This is a genomic window from Pseudomonas migulae (assembly GCF_043225285.1).
Taxonomy (GTDB): Bacteria; Pseudomonadota; Gammaproteobacteria; order Pseudomonadales; family Pseudomonadaceae; genus Aquipseudomonas; species Aquipseudomonas migulae_C.
This window is the reverse complement of record NZ_CP171224.1, coordinates 5,271,203-5,289,075: the sequence shown is the minus strand read 5'-3', so window position 1 is coordinate 5,289,075 and position 17,873 is coordinate 5,271,203. Positions and strand designations below refer to the sequence as shown.

Annotated in this window: 19 protein-coding genes; 12 read left to right on the top strand and 7 right to left on the bottom strand. The window is 59.9% G+C overall.

The annotated features are described in order from the left end of the window. Positions 1-9: 9 nt before the first annotated feature. Positions 10-657: a DsbA family oxidoreductase gene (locus ACF6ZU_RS24305; protein ID WP_392887734.1), complete on the top strand. Its 648-nt coding sequence runs from the start codon at positions 10-12 to the stop codon at positions 655-657. A 9-nt stretch (positions 658-666) separates the two neighbouring features. Beyond that, entirely contained in the window at positions 667-1,374 is a 708-nt protein-coding gene (gene wrbA / locus ACF6ZU_RS24300) for an NAD(P)H:quinone oxidoreductase (RefSeq protein WP_392887732.1), read from the top strand. A gap of 102 nt (positions 1,375-1,476) precedes the next feature. Here the strand turns inward: wrbA and ACF6ZU_RS24295 are convergent, their stop codons facing one another. Continuing rightward, entirely contained in the window at positions 1,477-1,971 is a 495-nt protein-coding gene (locus ACF6ZU_RS24295) for a cupin domain-containing protein (RefSeq protein ID WP_392887730.1), read from the bottom strand. A gap of 298 nt (positions 1,972-2,269) precedes the next feature. On the opposite strand from ACF6ZU_RS24295, the gene ACF6ZU_RS24290 reads away from it, so the two are divergent. Then, positions 2,270-3,646, top strand: coding sequence for a hypothetical protein (locus ACF6ZU_RS24290; protein WP_392887728.1), 1,377 nt, complete (start codon positions 2,270-2,272; stop codon positions 3,644-3,646). Positions 3,647-3,695: 49 nt separating this feature from the next. Here ACF6ZU_RS24290 and ACF6ZU_RS24285 read toward each other — a convergent pair whose 3' ends face one another. Continuing rightward, positions 3,696-4,622, bottom strand: coding sequence for a Gfo/Idh/MocA family protein (locus tag ACF6ZU_RS24285; protein WP_392887726.1), 927 nt, complete (start codon positions 4,620-4,622; stop codon positions 3,696-3,698). A gap of 115 nt (positions 4,623-4,737) precedes the next feature. Continuing rightward, positions 4,738-5,568: an alpha/beta fold hydrolase gene (locus ACF6ZU_RS24280; protein ID WP_392887725.1), complete on the bottom strand. Its 831-nt coding sequence runs from the start codon at positions 5,566-5,568 to the stop codon at positions 4,738-4,740. A gap of 227 nt (positions 5,569-5,795) precedes the next feature. On the opposite strand from ACF6ZU_RS24280, the gene ACF6ZU_RS24275 reads away from it, so the two are divergent. The 7 genes from ACF6ZU_RS24275 (at position 5,796) to ACF6ZU_RS24245 (ending at position 11,792) form a co-directional block, all read left to right on the top strand. Next, positions 5,796-6,251 carry a VOC family protein gene (locus ACF6ZU_RS24275; RefSeq protein WP_392887724.1) on the top strand — a complete coding sequence of 152 codons (456 nt, stop codon included), beginning with the start codon at positions 5,796-5,798 and terminating at the stop codon, positions 6,249-6,251. Between the two features lie 150 nt (positions 6,252-6,401). Continuing rightward, a complete protein-coding gene (locus ACF6ZU_RS24270; RefSeq protein ID WP_392887722.1) occupies positions 6,402-6,725 on the top strand; it encodes a hypothetical protein in 324 nt (107 codons plus the stop codon). Between the two features lie 213 nt (positions 6,726-6,938). Then, a complete protein-coding gene (locus ACF6ZU_RS24265) occupies positions 6,939-7,505 on the top strand; it encodes a hypothetical protein (protein ID WP_392887720.1) in 567 nt (188 codons plus the stop codon). A gap of 133 nt (positions 7,506-7,638) precedes the next feature. After that, positions 7,639-9,090 (top strand): DUF3300 domain-containing protein, encoded by a 1,452-nt coding sequence (locus ACF6ZU_RS24260; protein WP_392887718.1) that lies wholly within the window; start codon positions 7,639-7,641, stop codon positions 9,088-9,090. A gap of 26 nt (positions 9,091-9,116) precedes the next feature. Further along, positions 9,117-10,004, top strand: coding sequence for a DUF2950 domain-containing protein (locus ACF6ZU_RS24255; protein WP_392893903.1), 888 nt, complete (start codon positions 9,117-9,119; stop codon positions 10,002-10,004). A 76-nt stretch (positions 10,005-10,080) separates the two neighbouring features. Beyond that, positions 10,081-11,214: an alanine--glyoxylate aminotransferase family protein gene (locus ACF6ZU_RS24250; protein WP_392887716.1), complete on the top strand. Its 1,134-nt coding sequence runs from the start codon at positions 10,081-10,083 to the stop codon at positions 11,212-11,214. A gap of 23 nt (positions 11,215-11,237) precedes the next feature. Continuing rightward, a complete protein-coding gene (locus ACF6ZU_RS24245) occupies positions 11,238-11,792 on the top strand; it encodes a YdeI/OmpD-associated family protein (RefSeq protein WP_392887714.1) in 555 nt (184 codons plus the stop codon). Positions 11,793-11,900: 108 nt separating this feature from the next. Here ACF6ZU_RS24245 and ACF6ZU_RS24240 read toward each other — a convergent pair whose 3' ends face one another. Next, on the bottom strand, positions 11,901-12,659 hold the full coding sequence (locus tag ACF6ZU_RS24240; protein WP_392887712.1) for an SDR family oxidoreductase: 759 nt from the start codon (positions 12,657-12,659) through the stop codon (positions 11,901-11,903). Between the two features lie 33 nt (positions 12,660-12,692). Further along, the gene (locus ACF6ZU_RS24235) at positions 12,693-14,132 is read right to left on the bottom strand and encodes an MFS transporter (protein WP_392887710.1); all 1,440 of its coding nucleotides are present in this window, start codon (positions 14,130-14,132) and stop codon (positions 12,693-12,695) included. Between the two features lie 208 nt (positions 14,133-14,340). On the opposite strand from ACF6ZU_RS24235, the gene ACF6ZU_RS24230 reads away from it, so the two are divergent. Further along, on the top strand, positions 14,341-15,195 hold the full coding sequence (locus ACF6ZU_RS24230; RefSeq protein WP_392887708.1) for a LysR family transcriptional regulator: 855 nt from the start codon (positions 14,341-14,343) through the stop codon (positions 15,193-15,195). 14 nt (positions 15,196-15,209) lie between these two features. Here the strand turns inward: ACF6ZU_RS24230 and ACF6ZU_RS24225 are convergent, their stop codons facing one another. Next, positions 15,210-15,707 carry a hypothetical protein gene (locus ACF6ZU_RS24225; RefSeq protein ID WP_392887706.1) on the bottom strand — a complete coding sequence of 166 codons (498 nt, stop codon included), beginning with the start codon at positions 15,705-15,707 and terminating at the stop codon, positions 15,210-15,212. A gap of 132 nt (positions 15,708-15,839) precedes the next feature. On the opposite strand from ACF6ZU_RS24225, the gene ACF6ZU_RS24220 reads away from it, so the two are divergent. After that, positions 15,840-16,748 carry an AraC family transcriptional regulator gene (locus tag ACF6ZU_RS24220; RefSeq protein WP_392887704.1) on the top strand — a complete coding sequence of 303 codons (909 nt, stop codon included), beginning with the start codon at positions 15,840-15,842 and terminating at the stop codon, positions 16,746-16,748. A gap of 137 nt (positions 16,749-16,885) precedes the next feature. On the opposite strand, the gene ACF6ZU_RS24215 is transcribed toward ACF6ZU_RS24220, so the two are convergent. Then, on the bottom strand, positions 16,886-17,686 hold the full coding sequence (locus tag ACF6ZU_RS24215; protein WP_392887702.1) for a GNAT family N-acetyltransferase: 801 nt from the start codon (positions 17,684-17,686) through the stop codon (positions 16,886-16,888). Between the last annotated feature and the right edge of the window lie 187 nt (positions 17,687-17,873).

The window sequence follows — 17,873 nt, the reverse complement described above, 5'->3', positions numbered from 1 at the left end:
GGACTCGCCATGAACGCGCCGATACGCATCGACTTCATCTCCGACATTGTCTGCCCTTGGTGTGCAATTGGCTTCGGAGCCCTGGAGCAAGCCATTCAACGGCTGGCCGATGAGGTGGTCGTCGAGATCAACTTCGAACCTTTTGAACTCAACCCGCAAATGCCCCGCCGCGGTCAGAACGCGGTTGAACACATCATGCAGAAGTATGGAAGTACCGCCGCCGACATCGCGAGAGGCCAGGACAGTATCCGGGCTGGCGGCAAGAGCGTTGGATTTCACTTCGATTTAGAGAAGAGAACTCATTTCTACAACACGTTCGATGCGCATCGACTGATGTTCTGGGCGGGTCTCGAGGGATTGCAACGTCCACTTGCCCATGAACTATTCGCTGCTTATTTCACCCAGGGCCAGGACATCAGTTCAGCTGAAACGCTGGCCGGTATCGCCAGCACTGTTGGTTTACCTGAAGACCAGGCTCGCAAGGTGCTTGCTTCGGACCTGTACATCAAAGAAGTGCGTGAACGTGAGTTCCATTTCACGCGCCGCGGTATTCACGCCGTTCCTGTCGTCGTGCTCAACGAGCGTCAATTAATCACGGGCGCGCAAACAGCGGATTATTACGAGCAAGCGCTTCGAAAGAGCACGGCTCTAACTTGAGGTAAACGCATGTCGCAGTCCTTACGGCCCAAGGCGTCACTGACCCAGCGGATCAGTCGCTTTTTAGGCTTTACAGTAGAAAATTCACGCAAGGAAATTCCTGTGTCGACGAAAGTGCTGGTCTTGTACTACTCCACCTATGGACACACTGAAACCATGGCACAAGCGATCGCTGAAGGCGCCCGCTCCGCTAGCGCCCAAGTGACGCTAAAACGTGTCCCCGAACTCATGTCGCCAGAAACTGCGCGTCAAGCCGGGGCGAAACTGGAGCAAGGTGCCGATATCGCGACGCCTGATGAATTGGTGGATTACGACGCCATTATTATCGGCACACCCACTCGTTTCGGCCGGGTTTCTTCGCAAATGGCCAACTTCCTGGACCAGACAGGCGGGCTGTGGGCGGAAGGGAAACTGATCGGCAAGGTTGGTGGGGCTTTCGTGTCCACCGCCAGTCAACATGGCGGAGTCGAGACCACTCTTTTCTCGCTTCTGACGTCCATGATGCACCACGGCATGATCACCGTGGGTCTGCCCTACTCGTTTTCGGGTCTGGTGAAAATGGATGAAGTGACAGGAGGGTCACCGTACGGCGCTTCCGCGCTGGCCGCCCCGGACGGTTCGCGTCAACCCAGTGAAAACGAGTTGGCAGGCGCACGGTTCCAGGGTCGTCACATCGCTGAAATTGCGACGGCGCTAGTACGCGGGCGCAACGCTTGATCACGCGCCGGCTTTATTAATCCTTTTCAAGTCACCGCAGAACTCCACCTTTTGCTGCGGTGACTTTTTTGAGCGAGATTCCCATCCTTGGGCAGGCATTCCTTACTTCGATGTGTTGCGAGGATCGTCATGCTTATCAATGTACTCAAGACCCAGCGGGCCTGTTCCGTACACTTGAGAGATATATTCTCCTGATTTGGCCCAATGAAAGTGCGGCGTATTGGCCGGCAGTATCACTACGCTGCCTGGACCATAAGCCACCAGTTTGGCCGGATCGAACACAGAACCGAAACCAATATAGAAAACACCGGACATTACGGTATAGATACGATCTTCTGGATGTGTATGGGGCATCAACTTTGTGCCATTCGGTACTTTGACCCGCACCACGTAGGGTGCGGGTTTTCCGGGATCACCCGCTATAACAGCCAGTTTTACTTCTTTCGGAAACGCCGGGAAGCTGCGCCATTCCACGTCTTCATTATGCAGGGCACCGGTTTTATCAAGGGGCAGTGGTTGTGCCTGAACTAACGGCATCACCGCACTTGCGCCAATGATTGATGCCAACCCCGCAATATTCACAATATTTCTAATCATAAAAAACACCTCAACTCAGTCACAGAGAATTAGCCCCCCACCCTCCCATCGCAAGCCCATGGCGATGAAACGGTGCCAAAAATAGATTCGTCTGCCCTACTGTATTTGAGATCGACATTGATGATAACGGCGGCATAGTGCATTTCAGTTGATACGCAATGTAATCAATTTTTTGCACAACCCTTGCTCTCAGACTAAAGGTTTCAGCCCTCTAGCCGACTCAAATGGACTTGATAAACCTAAAGAATACGCGCCCGATATCGCGATGAATTCCGGGCGAACCAAGGAGCTGTTTGCTGTGAATTCACTATTTCGCCTGGCGGTTGCCGCCCTCGCTGTGACCCTGTCGGGCTGTGCTTTGCAAGGCAACGGGATGGCCGGTTACTACAAACGCGCGGCGGCCGAACGCCTCGTGCAGAACCAGGCCATGACGACCCGGATACAAGCCCGGCCACTACCGCTGGAGAACACGTTGAAACTCGACCAGACCGCCATGGTCGTGGTCGATGTACCGGCCGAAGGCGCCGAACCCGCCACTCAGGTCCGGTTGTTCGCCGGTTGCAATCGGCTGACGCTCGCCATGGACTATCGCCGTGAAAAGGACTGGAGCAGTCCTTATGTCCTGCCCGCAGACACGGCGCGCAACATGGCACAACAGATGTGCCAAGCGGTTGCGAACGGGGTCTGGAAACAGTTACCCGGCGACAGCGAAGACTTGTTGCTGGTAGACCCGGGCACTCTGGCGATCGAGCATTCGCGACGTTCGATCTGGGCGGGTATCGACTTCGGTCGCACTCGCCTGGATGAAAGCGAAGGCAAGCCCTACGGCCGCCAACTCGAGCGTATCGAGGTCGACTGTAACGCCCACCAGGCCAGCACCCGCCTGGCGTATCGCTTGGGCGATCAGGTGTTGCTGCCGCCACCCGTTCAGCCGCTCGACAGTGCCTTGGACAAGGATCAACGCGCCCGGTTGATCGGCGCGGTGTGCGCCGAACCCGCCAGCCTGGCGCAACTCGCCGCGCCCGTCAGCCGGAAAAAACTGCCGCCGAACATTCAGACGCCGCAAGTTCCCGCAACACTGCTGGCACAGGTCAGCGCACTGCCTCAGGGGCAAGCGGCCCACAGCCTCAGCCATTTGCAGTTTTCCTACAACGCCTCGTCACCGCTGATTCCGCTCGCCGTGGTCAACGACCGTCCAATGGATATGTATCTGCAACCGGGTCCGGCACGGGGGATCTGGCGCCAACAGGCGGCGGGCGACCTGGGCAGCGAGCGCGTGAGCCTGCGCTGGCGCGGGATGATCGAACTGGCCACAACGAGCAGCTCTCAGCTCGCCGGCAAAACCGGCTCGCAAAACACGATGACTAAAATCGATCTGGAGGGCGATTGGCAAAACCTGAAGCCCGGCAGTGAGATCGCCTACAGCAGACACTTCATCGCAAGCTCGGGTAAACCTTTCGTGCAGGAATTCGAGTGTGCGGTGGGTGAATCCTTTCCCGCCAGCCAAAGAGTGGCCTCGCTGCAAGGCTCGGCGCGCACGGTGACGTGCACCACTGACAACGCGCTGAAGACACGTACGGCGTACCTCTATCTGGAAGCCTACGACCTGTTCGTGGAAACCTCCGAAACTTCAACGCTCATGGTTCAGCTCCGCACGCTCAAGGCTGCAGAGTAACGCGCAAAAAAAGGGCGGACGCTTTCGCGATCCGCCCCCTTCGGCGTCGTCAATCGTAGAACGGCTCGACCAACGTCCGGCTCCCGACAAAAAAGCTGTCTGCAACCAGTCGCAGCGGCTGCAGGTCCAGGTCACTGGCCTTGTCGCCAATCAGCTGTTGAAAATGCCGATACACCGCCGCGTATTCGCCCTCCTCCGAGACAGCCTGACGCACGCCGTCGATACTCAACAGAGCGCCACCGTTGTCCAGTCGCAGGGTGCCTTCGGTGCAGCGGATCTCGATGCTCCAGAGCTCGTCATGACCGTGGTCGAAATCGAATTCGGCGCGGACATCGAGCTGACGCGCATCGGACATTTTGATCGACGCGGCAATCGGCGACTGGCAGTTGTCGGGGACACGCAGTTCGGCAGATTCGACGAACAGCGGCAACGCCAGCAGATGGGTCACGATCGACAAGGCATTGATGCCCGGATCGAACACGCCCAGGCCGCCGGGCTGCCAGATCCACGTCTGGCCGGGGTGCCACTTGCGCACGTCTTCCTTCCAGTCGATCTGCACGCTTTGCAGGGTCCGGGTCGCCAGCCAGTCACGGGCAGCCTGGATGCCGGGCGCGTAACGTGAATGCCAGGCGAACAGACCGCTGACGCCTTGTTCTTCAACCTGATCGACCAATGCCATCGCCTCGCCTAGCGTGGCGCATGGCGGTTTCTCCACCAGCACGTGTTTGCCGGCGGCCAACGCCTCCTGCACCAGGGCGAATCGACCTTGCGGCGGCGTGCAAAACGCAATCGCGTCAACGGGCGGACCGTTCTCCAGCAGCTCGCTCAGGGAGCGGAAATTCTCCACCCCGGCGCAGGGCTGACCTTGTGTTGCGACAGCCACCAGCTGGAACGCGGGGTTGGCGTTGATCGCGGGGACGTGCTGATCCTGGGCAATCTTGCCGTAGCCCACCAGACCGAGACGGATCGGTTGCATCAATGACTCCTGTTGTTGTTCTTGTCGCGGAAAGCGAACTGGCGAGATTACGTCGGTATGGCGAGGAAGTCATTTCCAGTGGACAGGGGCGGGATTTTCCCCGCCCCCCACTTGGCTAGGCTCGCAGGAAAGCGAGTAAATCGGCGTTGATGGTATCGGCGTTGGTCGTGGGCATTCCATGGGGGAAGCCCGAGTAGGTTTTCAGCGTGCTGTTCTGCAAAAGTTTGGCGGACAAGGGCCCGGAGTTTTCATAAGGCACGATCTGGTCATCATCGCCATGCATCACCAGCACCGGGATCTTGATGCTCTTCAAATCGTCGGTAAAGTCGGTTTGTGAAAACGCTACGATCCCGTCGTAATGAGCCTTGGCGCTGCCCATCATGCCTTGGCGCCACCAGTTCAGGATGATGCCCTCGGAAGGTTTTGCACCCGGGCGGTTGTAACCGTAGAAAGGTCCGGCCGGCACGTCATGGTAGAACTGCGCGCGGTTGGCCTTCAGTTGTGCCTGCAAGTCATCGAAAACCGACTTGGGCAGGCCGCCTGGATTGCCCGGGGTCTGGACCATCAACGGTGGCACGGCACTGATGATCGCCGCCTTCGACACCCGGTCTTCACCGTGGCGAGCAATGTAGTGGATGACTTCGCCGCCGCCGGTGGAGTGGCCCACATGGACTGCGCCCTGCACGCCAAGGTGGTCAACTACGGCTGCGACGTCATCAGCATAGTGATCCATGTCGTGCCCGTCCCACACCTGGCTGGACCGCCCGTGACCCCGTCGGTCGTGAGCGATCACCCGGTAGCCGTTGGCCAGGAAAAACAGCATTTGCGCGTCCCAGTCGTCCGCGCTGAGTGGCCAGCCGTGATGGAAACAGATCACCTGGGCATCGCGTGGCCCCCAGTCTTTGTAAAAGATCTCAACACCGTCCTGCGTAGTGACATAACCCATGTTCGCATCTCCCGAATGAAATGGAGGGCATGATCAATCGCGCTCTGATCGTGGCCCTGGCTGGTTTTCAAGGCCCCCTGAATTCCATGGCGCTGGGGGGACTATGAGAATAGGCGAACTGGCAAAAATCAGCGGACCCGTTTCTGCGTAGTGAACGACACACTGCATCAATCGAATTCCGGGCGTATCGGGATTAACATGGACGTCGGTTCAACAGGAGGGCTGCCATGGATCTGAAGTTCAGTCACGTAGATGTACTGGTTAACAATCTCGAAGAAGCCTGCGCTTATTACGCACAGATACTGAATGCCAGGATCTCCAAAGTGCTCGTCTGGGAACGAGGTGGCCTCCATGTGCGCTACGCGATTGCAATGATCGGTCAAGAGCGTTTCATGCTGGTACAGCCATTGGCGGGGAACCTGAAGGAGCTATTGGACGCCTCGGGAGAAGGGATGATTTACCGCCACTGCTATTCGACGCCGGATATCGAGAAGGCCTACGACGAACTGATCGCCGCCGGTGTTCAGCCTGAAGACGAAAACGGAAAGAAGTTGGCCCGCGCGAACCTGGAATCCCCGTCCGGGACACGCATTATCTGGCTGCCCAAGCGCTTCGGGCACTTCTCGATCGAAATCCTGGAAGACAAGGCGCTGGGGGCATTTGTAGAAGCTGCATTTTCCTGACAACTAATCTCTGCCTGAACGCTTTCGGCTACTTAATCTCCCAATCATTGACTACATCAATGACAACCATTAATTCAATGAAGTTCTCATATCAGATACGCGGCGTAAGATCGGCTCCATTCCAAACCACTACCCCCGGAGCGCACAATCATGAAACGCCAAACCATCCTCGGCATCGCTTTCTCGATCTTCGCACTGAATGCTTTCGCCGTTAGTTCTGCCCAACCTGTGGTCGCTGAACGCGGCTCGGATCGTTTGTTCAGTGATGCCGTTGCCGCGACCGAGACCGACCGGCTGTTCAGCGATGCGGTTGCCGCGACTGAAAGCGACCGGCTGTTCAGCGATGCCGTCGCCGCGACTGAAAGCGACCGTCTGTTCAGCGATGCCGTTGCCGCGACTGAAACCGATCCCCTCTTCAGCGACGCCGTTGCCGAAAATGGTTCACACCGCCTGATCGAACGCCGCGCAGTCTGAATGCGGAGTTCTACCGTAACACTCGACAAAAAACCGGCCTCATCAGCCGGTTTTTTTTCGCCAGAAGAAAGCCCATCCAGCCTCAGGCAAAAAAACGTTATTGATCGAGCGAACCACGAGTGGTTTCTCCGGGCATCCCGGCAATCAGTGACTATGCTTTGCCCTACGTGCAAACCAGCGCCGCTCTAACCGCCAACGCCGGAAAATCAGGCCATGAAATCGCTCCCTTCGCTTGCCGTTGTTGCCCTCGCAGCCGCCATAGGCTTTACGGCCTATGCAGCCGAGGTGCCGCTGGGTCGTCAATCCATGGAAGGTCACATCGTTACGCGAGTACTGGCTGTGGATCCGGCGAATCATCAGGTCACCATCGAAGACGCCAACAAAAACCCGGTATCCCTCCAGCTCACGGAAAAAGCCAGGACCCTGGACAACCTCAAGGTCGGCGACGAGGTGGATATCCACGTGGTTCGTTCAGTCGCCTATGTGCTCGACACGAATGTCGACTCAGCGCCAGGGGTCAGCAACGAATCCATGACTGTCCGTGCCAGTCCGGACAATGCCGAGCCGGATGGCGAGGCGATTCGCAGGGTCAAGGTCACGTCAAAGATCACAAGCATTGACCTGAAAAAACATGAAGTGACCTTGCTGCCTCCAGAAGGTGAGTTGACGGTCCTGAAGGTTGAAGACCCACAGCTTCAGGCCCGCATGAAGAAGCTTCAGGTGGGCCAGACGATCAATGCCATTTACACCGAGGTCATGAATATCAAAACCTCGCGCTGATGTGGCTGACAAGCAGAGGCCGGCCAATTTTTGGGTGTCTGCTAACCTTGGTAGGGTCATCGAGATCGGCTGTTGTACTCCCGGACAAAAGATCCGGTCCCTTTCAGCTTGCCTGACCACATGAGGTAGGGCGATGCACACTTCATTGCTTTACGCGGTGTCCGCCGTACTGGCCCTGAGTGGATTTACCTGCCTGGCGCAAACGCCGGCGGCGCCCGCCAATGCTGCGGTGACAGCGCCCCAGGCGGCACCAGCCAAAGATGTCGTGTTCACCCAAGAACAGCTGGATCAAATGCTGGCGCCCATTGCACTGTACCCGGACCCGCTGCTGGCGCAGGTATTGATGGCCAGCACCTACCCCGGGGAAATTGCCGAAGCGGTCACCTGGTCGAAAGCGAATCCGGATGCCAAGGGCGATGATGCGGTCAAACAGGTGTCGAGCCAGACCTGGGACCCGAGCGTCCAGGCGCTGGTTGCCTTCCCGCAGGTCCTGGCGACTTTGGGACAGGACCCCGTGTGGGTACAGCGTCTGGGCGATGCCTTTCTGGCGCAACCCGACGACGTCATGGACGGCGTGCAACGCTTGCGTCGTCAGGCACAGGCAGCCGGCAACTTGCAGAGCAACCAGTACCAGAATGTAACGGTCCAGGCAGCACCGGCACCGGCAACTCAGGCCCCTGCCCCTGCCAGCAGCTCCACGACCATCATCATCGAACCTGCCGACCCGCAGGTGGTGTACGTCCCCACCTACAATCCGACGACCACTTATGGCACCTGGGCCTACCCTGCTTCGCCACCGGTCTACTATCCGCCGCCCCCCGCTTATTACCCCGGATCGGCCTTGGTGGCCGGGCTGGCGTTCGGCACCGGCGTGGCGATCGTCGCCTCGCTGTGGGGCGACTGTGACTGGAATAACAACGACATCGACATCGACGTCGACCGCTACAACAACATCAATCGCAACACCCAGATCAACCGGAACCAGAACAAGTGGCAGCACAACTCGGTTCACCGCGACGGCGTGCCGTATCGAGACAACAGGAGCCGTCAACAGTACGGTCGCCAACTCGACGGTGCCAGTCAGCGCGATGCCTTTCGCGGGGATAACGCCCAACGCGCCCAGGCCCGTGAAAAAGCCCGCAGCTCAATGGACAGGCACGGTATCGAACGCCCGGCTACCAACAATCGCCAGGCCCGTGATCAAGTGCGAAAAGCGCAGTCCGATTCCTCGGTCAATAATCGCATGCAAGCCGGGACAGACCGAGCGAGGGCCACTGACAGGGGCCAGGGCACGGGCAGAAATATCCGGGAAAATCAGCCGGCCAGACAACAAGGCGCCCAGTCGGGCCAGCGGCGCCAGGAATCAGCACAGGCGCGTCAGGGAACGCGCCCGGCCGCCAGCCCCGGCAGCGCACGCAATAACGCTTTCGCGGGCGCACGATCGCCGTCCCAATCGAACGCGCAGGCCCTCCGTGGTCGAACCAGCCAGGCATCCGCCTCGCGCCCCAATGCTGCACGATCCGCCGGTCATCAGATCAGCAGGCCGTCCAGTGCTCCGCGTCAAAGAGGGGGGGGCCGGCGTTGAAAAATCATCCTCGATATCCAGCCTTCATGGGCATGCTCGCGCGCATCCTGATGATCGTCAGCCTGACATGGTCATGCGTGGCGACGGCACAGCAAGCCTTCCCAACCCCGGAAAAAGCCGCCCAGGCGCTCGTCGAAGCACTGGGTACGGAACACGCCGATCAGGCACGCCTGGCCCAGCTATTGGGTGACGACTGGCGCACGTTCATCCCGCGAGGGGGTGTACAGCGCAGTGACGTGGATGCGTTTTTGAAGCTTTACCACGAGCAACATGCCATCGAAAAAACCAGTGAGCGCAACGCGGTGCTGTCAGTTGGCAGCACCCACTGGACACTGCCGATACCCCTGGTCAAAGCCGAAAAGGGTTGGCGCTTCGACCTCAAGGCGGGCAGTGCCGAAATCCGCAGACGCCGAATCGGCCGCAACGAACTGGACGCGGTGCAATCGGTGCTGACCTACCACGATGCCCAGATGGACTATGCGTCGGAGGACCGTGACGGCGACGGCGCTCTCGAATATGCACAGAAAATCTTCAGCACGCCCGGCAAGCACGACGGCCTCTATTGGGCGGACGACGACAGCGATCAGATCAGCCCGTTGGGTCCGATGTTCGGCAGTGCCATCGCCGGTGAAGGCTGGCACGGTTACCACTTCCGAATCCTCGACGGACAAGGCCCCTCGGCACCTGGCGGCGCCTACAGCTACCTCATCGGCGACAAGATGAGCCGTGGTTTTGCCCTCATCGCCTGGCCGGAGAAATACGACGACACCGGGGTGATGAGTTTCATGATCAGCCACGAGGGCCAAGTGTTCGAGAAGGACCTGGGACCCGAGGGCAATAAGCTGGCGGAGACCATGACGCGGTTTGATCCGGATGACAGCTGGCAGGAGGTTGCCGCGGATCAGAAGCCGTAATCAACCGCTCGCTATCGGGCAGTCAAAGACAGGGCCGGGTCGATCCCACTGACATCTCTGCCAAAGGAGTTTTTCCATGTCAAAGCTATACCCCAGCATCGATCCTGAGGGGCTGGTCGAGTACTCGGTGGTTTACACCGACCGCTCGCTCAACCACATGTCGCAGTCATTTCAAGGCGTGATGAAGAACATCTCCAGGACCCTGAAACAGGTCTACAACGCCCAGGCGGTTGCGGTGGTGCCGGGCAGCGGCACATTCGGCATGGAAGCGGTGGCGCGACAATTCGCCACCGACCAGCAATGCCTGGTGATACGCAACGGCTGGTTCAGTTATCGCTGGAGCCAGATCCTGGAGATGGGCAACATCCCGGCGGCCACCACGGTGCTCAAAGCCCGACCGGTCGAAACGGGTCGCCAGGCAGCCTACGCTCCTCCCCCTCTGGACGAAGTGCTGGCAGCCATTGCGGCTTCGAGGCCGCAGATTGTCTTCGCCCCCCACGTTGAAACCTCATCAGGAATTATCCTGCCCGACGACTACCTGCGAGCCGTCGGCGATGCCGTGCATGCGGTGGGCGGCCTGTTCGTGCTGGACTGCATCGCCTCGGGCACGCTGTGGGTCGATATGCAGAAAAGCGCCGTCGACCTGCTGATCAGCGCACCGCAAAAAGGCTGGAGCGCCTCCCCTTGCTGCGCCCTGGTGATGTTCAGTTCTTTAGCCCTCGATCGCATCGAACAGACACAGAGCAGCAGCTTCGCCTGCGACCTGAAAAAGTGGCTCCAGATCATGCAGGCCTACGAACAGGGCGGGCATGCCTACCATGCGACCATGCCCAGCGATTCCCTCGCGCGGTTCAACGAAGTGATGAAAGAGACGCAAGCCTACGGTTTCGACAAGGTCCGCGATGAACAGCAGACTCTGGGCGATCGAGTGCGCGCGATGTTGACCGGCAAAGGCATCAAAAGCGTGGCCGCCGCCGGCTTTCAGGCCCCTGGCGTGGTGGTGAGCTACACCGATGATCCCGACATCAAGAGCGGCAAGAAATTTGTCAGCCACGGCCTGCAGATCGCCGCCGGCGTGCCGCTGCAGTGCGACGAGCCGGCCGACTTCCAGACCTTCCGCATCGGGCTGTTCGGGCTCGAAAAACTGCACAGTATCGAGCGCACCGTCAGCACCCTTGAGCAGGCACTGGACGAGGTGATGTCACCCTAGACGAATGGGTTGGAGGAGTGGCAATGACGACAATCGACGTGAAATCCCGATTCGAAGCAAAGCTTCTTCGTCCGGCCAAGCCCGGTAATGATCCGTCGTGGGCGTTCGCGGTACTGCCAAGAGACGCGAGTGAACCGCTTCCGAGGCGAGGAAGGACAACTGTTGAAGGCACAATCAATGGCCATCCTTTCCAGGCAACCCTCGAGCCCGATGGTCAGCTGAGCCATTGGCTCAAGGTCAGTCGCGAGTTACTCGACGCCGCCGGTGTGGCCGTCGGGGATGTCGTTACACTCGAACTAGCCCCTGTGAAGAAGGAGCCCGAGCCTGATATCCCGGCAGATTTCGAGGAAGCACTGGCAGCCAATCCGGAGGCTCGTGAAGTGTGGAATAAGACAACGACCCTCGCCCGAGTGGACTGGATTCACTGGATGACTTCCGCCAAGCAACTCAAGACGCGCGAAAAACGAATTCGTGATGCCTGCGATATGCTTGCAACCGGCAAAAAGCAGGTGTGCTGTTTTGACCAGTCCGGGTATTACAGCAAGGCCTTTCGTGCGCCTGAGGCGGAAAGCGCTTAACAGGAACATTCTGTTGTCGGTATCAGCCGGTCGCGGGGAAACTGCCGAACCGGATCGGAGTATTACCTGATCCTCGGGAGTGGAGCAGCGCCCCCGGCGCTGCCCTTATCAAATCTGCGAGAGGCCGCCGTCGACCATCAACTCGACGCCGTTTACGTAGCGGGCTTCGTGAGAGGCCAGAAACAAGGCCGAGCTGGCGATCTCATCGGGGCTGGCCATGTAGCCCAGGGGCACGATGGCGGCCACATGTTCGGTAAGCGCCTGAATTTGCGTTTCGTCCATCTTCAGGCCGTTGTCCATGAGTGGTGTGCGGGTGAAGCCGGGGCTCAGCACGTTGCTGCGGATCCTGCGGCCTTTGAGTTCGTTGGCCCAGGTTCTGGCAAACGAGCGCACGGCCGCTTTGGAGGCGTTGTACAGGCTCAAGCCTTCCATGCCATTGCTGGAGCAGATGGATGCCGTCAGCACGATGGCAGCACCGTCTTTGAGCAGCGGCAGCAAGGTCTGTACGGTGAAGAAAACGCCCTTCACGTTGATATCGAACAGGCTGTAATAACTGGCTTCGCGGGTCTCACCGACAGGGTTCTTTTCGCAGATGCCGGCATTGGCGAACACCATGTCGAGCTTGCCATCGCCCTGCTCTACCCGTTCTCTGAGAGCATCCAGATCGGCCTGCCGGCTGACGTCGGAGATCACCGCAACCGCCCGTTCGCCCAGCGTGGCCACCGCGCTATGCAGCGAGGTGGCGGAGCGCCCGGTGATGTAAACACGTTTGGCGCCTTCGGCTAGCAGCGCATGGGCGATGGCAAAGCCGATACCCGTTGAACCGCCGGTGACCACAGCGACCTGATTGAAAAATCTGCCAGACATGGTGGAGCTCCTTACTAAAGGGTTTGGGGTGATCTAGAGGGACTTGGAACGGGGTGCTGAGGCGTAGAGCGCGAGCAGCGCGGACAGGCTCAGGCTCAGGGCGATGCCCATCAGCGCGGCAATAAAGCCATGGGCTACTGTGGCCGGGTTGTGGGCCGGCGCGGCGACGCCATAGAACAGGCCGCCGAGCAGCGCCACACCGAGGGCGGCACTGATTTGCAACGCCGAGTTGGCCAGACCGGAAACCATTCCGGAGCCACCGGCCGGGGCGCGATCGAGCACGCTGCGAATCAGGGTCGGCAATGCCCAACCCTGACCAAAGCCCAACAGCCCGACGCCTGTGATCATCAGCACCATGGCCGGCCGTTCACCGGCAGCCGCAGCCCACACCGCTGCGCTCAATATCAGGCAGCCCAGGACCTCCAGCAGCATGCCCAGGGCCGGAACCCAACGGCCGAAGCAGCGGACGGCGGCGGGGGTGGTCAGCGGGCCGATCAGGTAGCCAACGCCAAAAGGTACGAACATCAGGCCGGTGACTACCGGTGTAGCGCCGAGGGCGTCCTGCAGGTATACCGAAAAGGTCAGAAAGAATGCTGACACCACGTAGAAAAACAGCGCGCTGACCAGCCCCGCCAGCAAGCGCGGCGAACGTGCCAGCTGAGGGCTGAGCAGCGGTGTACCGCCGCGCCGCTGCAGGGCTACTTCATGACACCAGAACCCCACGGCCACCACCGGCGCGCTCAGCAGCATCAGGCATAGCCACCACGGCCAGCCCAGCTCGCGGCCTTGCACCAGCGGCACCACCAGCAGCCCCAGCGTCAGAGCGCAGAGCAGCACGCCGAGGCGATCCAGTGATGCCGGCGTGGCGCTGCGGGTGTCGGGCAAAAAGGGAATGCCGGCCAGGAAAACGGCCGCCACGATAGGCAGGTTGATCAGAAAGATAATTCGCCATTGCAGCCCGAACACATCGGCTGCAATCAGCACGCCACCCAGCACCTGAGCGATCACGGCGGCAAAGCCCAGCGCCGCGCCATAGACTGCCAACGCCCGCGAGCGCTCATGCTCGGGAAACAAGACATGGATGGACGCCAACCCCTGCGGCGCCATGGCAGCGGCGCTCAGCCCTTGCAATACCCGGCCAACAATCAGCAATGATGGCGAGGTCGCCAGTCCACAGATCAACGAAGCCATGCCAAAGCCGGCCATGCCCGCAAGAAACACCCGGCGCCGGCCAAACAGATCGCCGAGGCGCCCACCGGTAATCAGAAAAACCGCATAGGTGGCCGCGTAGGCCGAGATCACCCACTCGATCTGGGCCGGCGTCGCCCCCAGTCCCTGGCGAATGGACGGCAGGGCCACATTGACGATAAAGAAATCCAGCGGCGGCAAGAACGCTCCGGCCAGCAGCACGGCAAAGGCCAACCAGCGCCGGGATACCGTGGCTGCGGCTGCGGCTGGGGTGGATATATTCATGGCAAAGCCTCCAGAAAACGGCACGTGGCCGGCAGGTTCGAAAACGTCCCTGGCCTGGCCAGCGCACCGCTACGTACACTGTTGAACGGCGAGAGGTGGACCTGGCGACTCTGCCAGGCTGAACGTGGCCGCAGTTTGAAAGCTGGGAGGCGCTGGCGGGACTGCCATCGCTGTACATTGCGCGTTCATTTTTGTAAGGGGTGGTGGGGTGGATTGGGACGACTTGCGGTTTTTCCTGGCGATAGCGCGTGCTGGATCTCTGGGTGCTGCGGCCAAGCAACTGGGCGTCAGCCACCCCACCGTGGGCAGGCGTTTGCAGGCGCTGGAGCAGGCCAGCGGCCAGGCGTTTTTCCGGCGCACCAGCGAAGGCCTGGTGCCGACCGCGATTGGCGAGGGAATCCTCTGCCTTGCAGAGGAAATGGAAAGCAGCGCCTTGGCCATCGCCCGGCGCATCGATGGTAGTGATGAACAGCCCGAAGGCATCTTGCGCATTTCTTCAGCCGATTGGTTTGCCGGCTACGTGCTGGCACCGGTGCTGAGCGAACTGGTGCGCCGCTATCCTGCCGTGATACCCGAAGTGATAGCCGGGCAGCGGCTATCGGACCTCACCCGCCGCGAAGCGGACATTGCCTTTCGCATTGTGCCGTTTGATCAGCCGGACATCGTGCAGCGCCGGCTGATGACCATGCCCTACGGCCTCTACACCAGCGCCGCCGAGCCCTTCGAACCCGGTGTTGATGGCGCGGGCTGCAGGCTGATCCTGATGAACACCGCGCAGGCGTACTACCCCGATGTGCTGTGGCTCCAGAGCATGCTGCCCGCTGCGCGCACGGTGTTCACCAGCAGCAGCCGCACCGTGCAAGCGCAGATGTGCGCGCGGGGCTTGGGGTTAGCCGTACTGCCGCGCTTGCTGGGCGACCAACTGCCAGCGCTGACTCGCATTGAACTCAGCGAAGCGCCGCCATCGCGTGATATCTGGATGGGCTACCATCAGGACATGCGGCGCCTGGACCGCCTGCGTGCACTGGCAGAACTGGCCAGCGACATGCTCGGCAACTACTGAGGTGCCGCCAGCCCCTAGCCCGCCACCGCTCGCCGCTGCGCCACCTGCCTGCGCAAATACAGCACCTGCGCGGTCACGCCGAGCACCAGGACCAGTAACAGGCCGATCTGGGCACCGATCAGCAGCGGCGCGTGCAAGTCCGTGACAATGGGGTGGCCGTCGGGTACACGGCGCAGCACTTCGGAGACGGTGGGCAGCATGAGGAAGAACGCCGTCACGCTGAGCAAAATGGTTTCCACGTATACCCCGGCGTGGCCCAGCGCGCGGATGCGCCCTACCCCATAGCCGGCCAGCAGCAATACCAGCGTGAGCAGTGCAATGGCGTTGCTCACCGGCTGCTTGGCGATAAGAAACACCGAGCCGGCGCCCAGCAGCATAAACGCCAGGTACGCCAGGCCAGGTCTGGAACGGGGAACAATGCGGCCGTGACGCACGAACATATAAGCGGCCAAGGGGATGGCGGGCAGGCTACCTAGGGTATGTAGCCAGCCAAGGGCGGAGATTCCGAACATTGAGCACTTCCTTCAGGTTGGATGATCGGCATAGTTCGTCACCACCGCCATTGGAGCCAAAACGCTTCTGGCCACTCACGGCACTGGGCTATGCTTGCGGCCCTACGTTAGTCAAAGCGCGGCCAGGCCTACATGACCGATTCACCGGAACACTTGACCATTCTTCCGGAAATGCAGCTGGAGGGTTTCGCCAACGGCGACCTGCTGTCCCAAGTGCTGGCACATATGCGCCTGACCGGCGATCGCGTGTACTCCGCCACCCTCGCCCCCGGTGAACACTTGGCGTTGGACTGCAACAGCGCCCACGTCTGCCTGTTGCAGAGCGGCCAGTTGCGCATTCAACGCGACGACCAGCCTGCCGCGCAGGTGCAGCCCGGCGATGTGTTCCTGCTGCCCCACACCCTGGAACACCTGCAGCTCACCGCAGGCGACGGACCAACCACGCTTGCCATCTGCCGCTTCTGGTTCGATGCCGGCAGCTTTCGCGCCATGCTCTTTGCCCTACCCTGGCTGATTCATATCCAGCAGGCCGACGCGGCACCGTGGTCCGAAGGTCTGTTGCATTTCATGCTGTTGGAAGCCCATGACGTGCAGCCCGGTGGCGCGTTGATGGTGTCGCGGCTGATCGACCTTACCGTCATTCGCGTGCTGCGCACCTGGGTACAGCAAGGCGCCGCATCAGGATGGCTGGGCGGTTTGTCCGATGCGCGCATCGCCCGTGTGCTCCGCGCCATTCACGAGCAGCCCAGGCAGCAGTGGCGCATCGAGGCACTGGCAAAGCTGGCGGGGATGTCGCGCTCCAGTTTCTGCGAACGCTTCAACGCCCTGGTGGGGCGTGCGCCCCTGCGCTACCAGAATGAATGGCGGCTGACGCTGGCCAGAACCATGCTGGCCACCAGAGCCAGCCGTATTGGCGACGTAGGTTTTGCGGTGGGCTATGAATCCGAGGCGGCGTTCAGTCGTGCCTACAAAGCCTTCTTTGGCCGCTCGCCACGGGACGACCACAACGCGCGCGCCGGGGCAGCCGCAGCGAGTCATTAGTCAGCGGCAAAACGTGGATCGTTGATAGTGATCAGCAGGTCGACGGCGCTCGCTAAGCGTCTGGTCCTGCCCGATAGCTGCTGGGCATGATGGACCGCTAACGGCCAAGAACGGACGGTCGTATTCAGCCGTTTATCTTAGTTATCTGCGAGGCGGTACAGTGCTTGGGCATGAGATGTCGTCAACCCGGCACGTTGCAGATTTCGGCGACTTTGGGAGCTGGCCAGCGCGGTCGCGGCGATCAAGTGGCAGCTATGCTTCTTCGCTTGCTCAATTCGATGAGATATCAGTGCTCCATGGTAGCCAAAGCCCCGGGCATCCTTTCGGGTGGCAGCCGTTCCAAGGTAGGCAATGCCATTACTGGCCAGATACATTGAGGCTCCTGCCACGACTTTCCCATCAGCCTTCAGGACGTAGATTTTCAGACGTCCGCTCGACGTCTGCTCTGCGAACGATGCTTGATTCAGCAATTGGTACTCTGGTTTGGTATGAAAACCACCCGAATGCACATCTGCGAACTGAGCAAGAGTTTTTGACGTGACTTCCTCGATTTCGAATGAGTGGCGACTCAAGACCACCTTCTCGATGGCACACGCGAATTGCAAGTGAGTCCAGCCCCTCAGACGCTCAAGCTGCGCTTCGCCCACAAGTGAGTACTGCCCCAACGCAGCAGGTTTCCCGATAAGCGGAGTTACGACCGAGTGTTCCGCTGAATCTTTGAGCAATTTCAACAGTGCCTGGGGATCACGGGCGCTGTCGCCGTAGATGCGGTTGAACATTGGGCTAGGTGATGCGTTCACCTGAAAGCACGGAAAGTTTCCGTTGGAAAAAACACGTGCGCCATAAGGATTTCCACTTATCCCTGCCAAGTTCTGAACACGCGAACGCAAATACTCGCTTTCTGCGGCCTCAATCTGATGTGCCAGTTCAACATCCATGTAAGTCGTCCTTTTTTGAAGATTTCCAAGGGAGGGAAAGCGCATCGAACAATACGCTTGCGTCCAAGTACGTACCAGTAGTTGGCTCTGCTTCACCGTCAGCTATGGGTCGGAAGCAGTCCTACCTGACAGGACGTAACAGGCAGCAATCGGCCACAAGCCGTTACCCGTGTGCACCTGAAAAAAG

Coding starts and splice junctions, on each gene's coding strand:
- ACF6ZU_RS24260 (WP_392887718.1), top strand. CDS start 7,639: ATGCACACTTCATTGCTTTACGCGGTGTCCGCCGTACTGGCCCTGAGT.
- ACF6ZU_RS24250 (WP_392887716.1), top strand. CDS start 10,081: ATGTCAAAGCTATACCCCAGCATCGATCCTGAGGGGCTGGTCGAGTAC.
- ACF6ZU_RS24215 (WP_392887702.1), bottom strand. CDS start 17,686: ATGGATGTTGAACTGGCACATCAGATTGAGGCCGCAGAAAGCGAGTAT.
- ACF6ZU_RS24295 (WP_392887730.1), bottom strand. CDS start 1,971: ATGATTAGAAATATTGTGAATATTGCGGGGTTGGCATCAATCATTGGC.
- ACF6ZU_RS24245 (WP_392887714.1), top strand. CDS start 11,238: ATGACGACAATCGACGTGAAATCCCGATTCGAAGCAAAGCTTCTTCGT.
- ACF6ZU_RS24240 (WP_392887712.1), bottom strand. CDS start 12,659: ATGTCTGGCAGATTTTTCAATCAGGTCGCTGTGGTCACCGGCGGTTCA.
- ACF6ZU_RS24255 (WP_392893903.1), top strand. CDS start 9,117: ATGGGCATGCTCGCGCGCATCCTGATGATCGTCAGCCTGACATGGTCA.
- ACF6ZU_RS24305 (WP_392887734.1), top strand. CDS start 10: ATGAACGCGCCGATACGCATCGACTTCATCTCCGACATTGTCTGCCCT.
- ACF6ZU_RS24285 (WP_392887726.1), bottom strand. CDS start 4,622: ATGCAACCGATCCGTCTCGGTCTGGTGGGCTACGGCAAGATTGCCCAG.
- ACF6ZU_RS24235 (WP_392887710.1), bottom strand. CDS start 14,132: ATGAATATATCCACCCCAGCCGCAGCCGCAGCCACGGTATCCCGGCGC.
- ACF6ZU_RS24270 (WP_392887722.1), top strand. CDS start 6,402: ATGAAACGCCAAACCATCCTCGGCATCGCTTTCTCGATCTTCGCACTG.
- ACF6ZU_RS24280 (WP_392887725.1), bottom strand. CDS start 5,568: ATGGGTTATGTCACTACGCAGGACGGTGTTGAGATCTTTTACAAAGAC.
- ACF6ZU_RS24265 (WP_392887720.1), top strand. CDS start 6,939: ATGAAATCGCTCCCTTCGCTTGCCGTTGTTGCCCTCGCAGCCGCCATA.
- ACF6ZU_RS24225 (WP_392887706.1), bottom strand. CDS start 15,707: ATGTTCGGAATCTCCGCCCTTGGCTGGCTACATACCCTAGGTAGCCTG.
- ACF6ZU_RS24220 (WP_392887704.1), top strand. CDS start 15,840: ATGACCGATTCACCGGAACACTTGACCATTCTTCCGGAAATGCAGCTG.
- ACF6ZU_RS24275 (WP_392887724.1), top strand. CDS start 5,796: ATGGATCTGAAGTTCAGTCACGTAGATGTACTGGTTAACAATCTCGAA.
- wrbA (WP_392887732.1), top strand. CDS start 667: ATGTCGCAGTCCTTACGGCCCAAGGCGTCACTGACCCAGCGGATCAGT.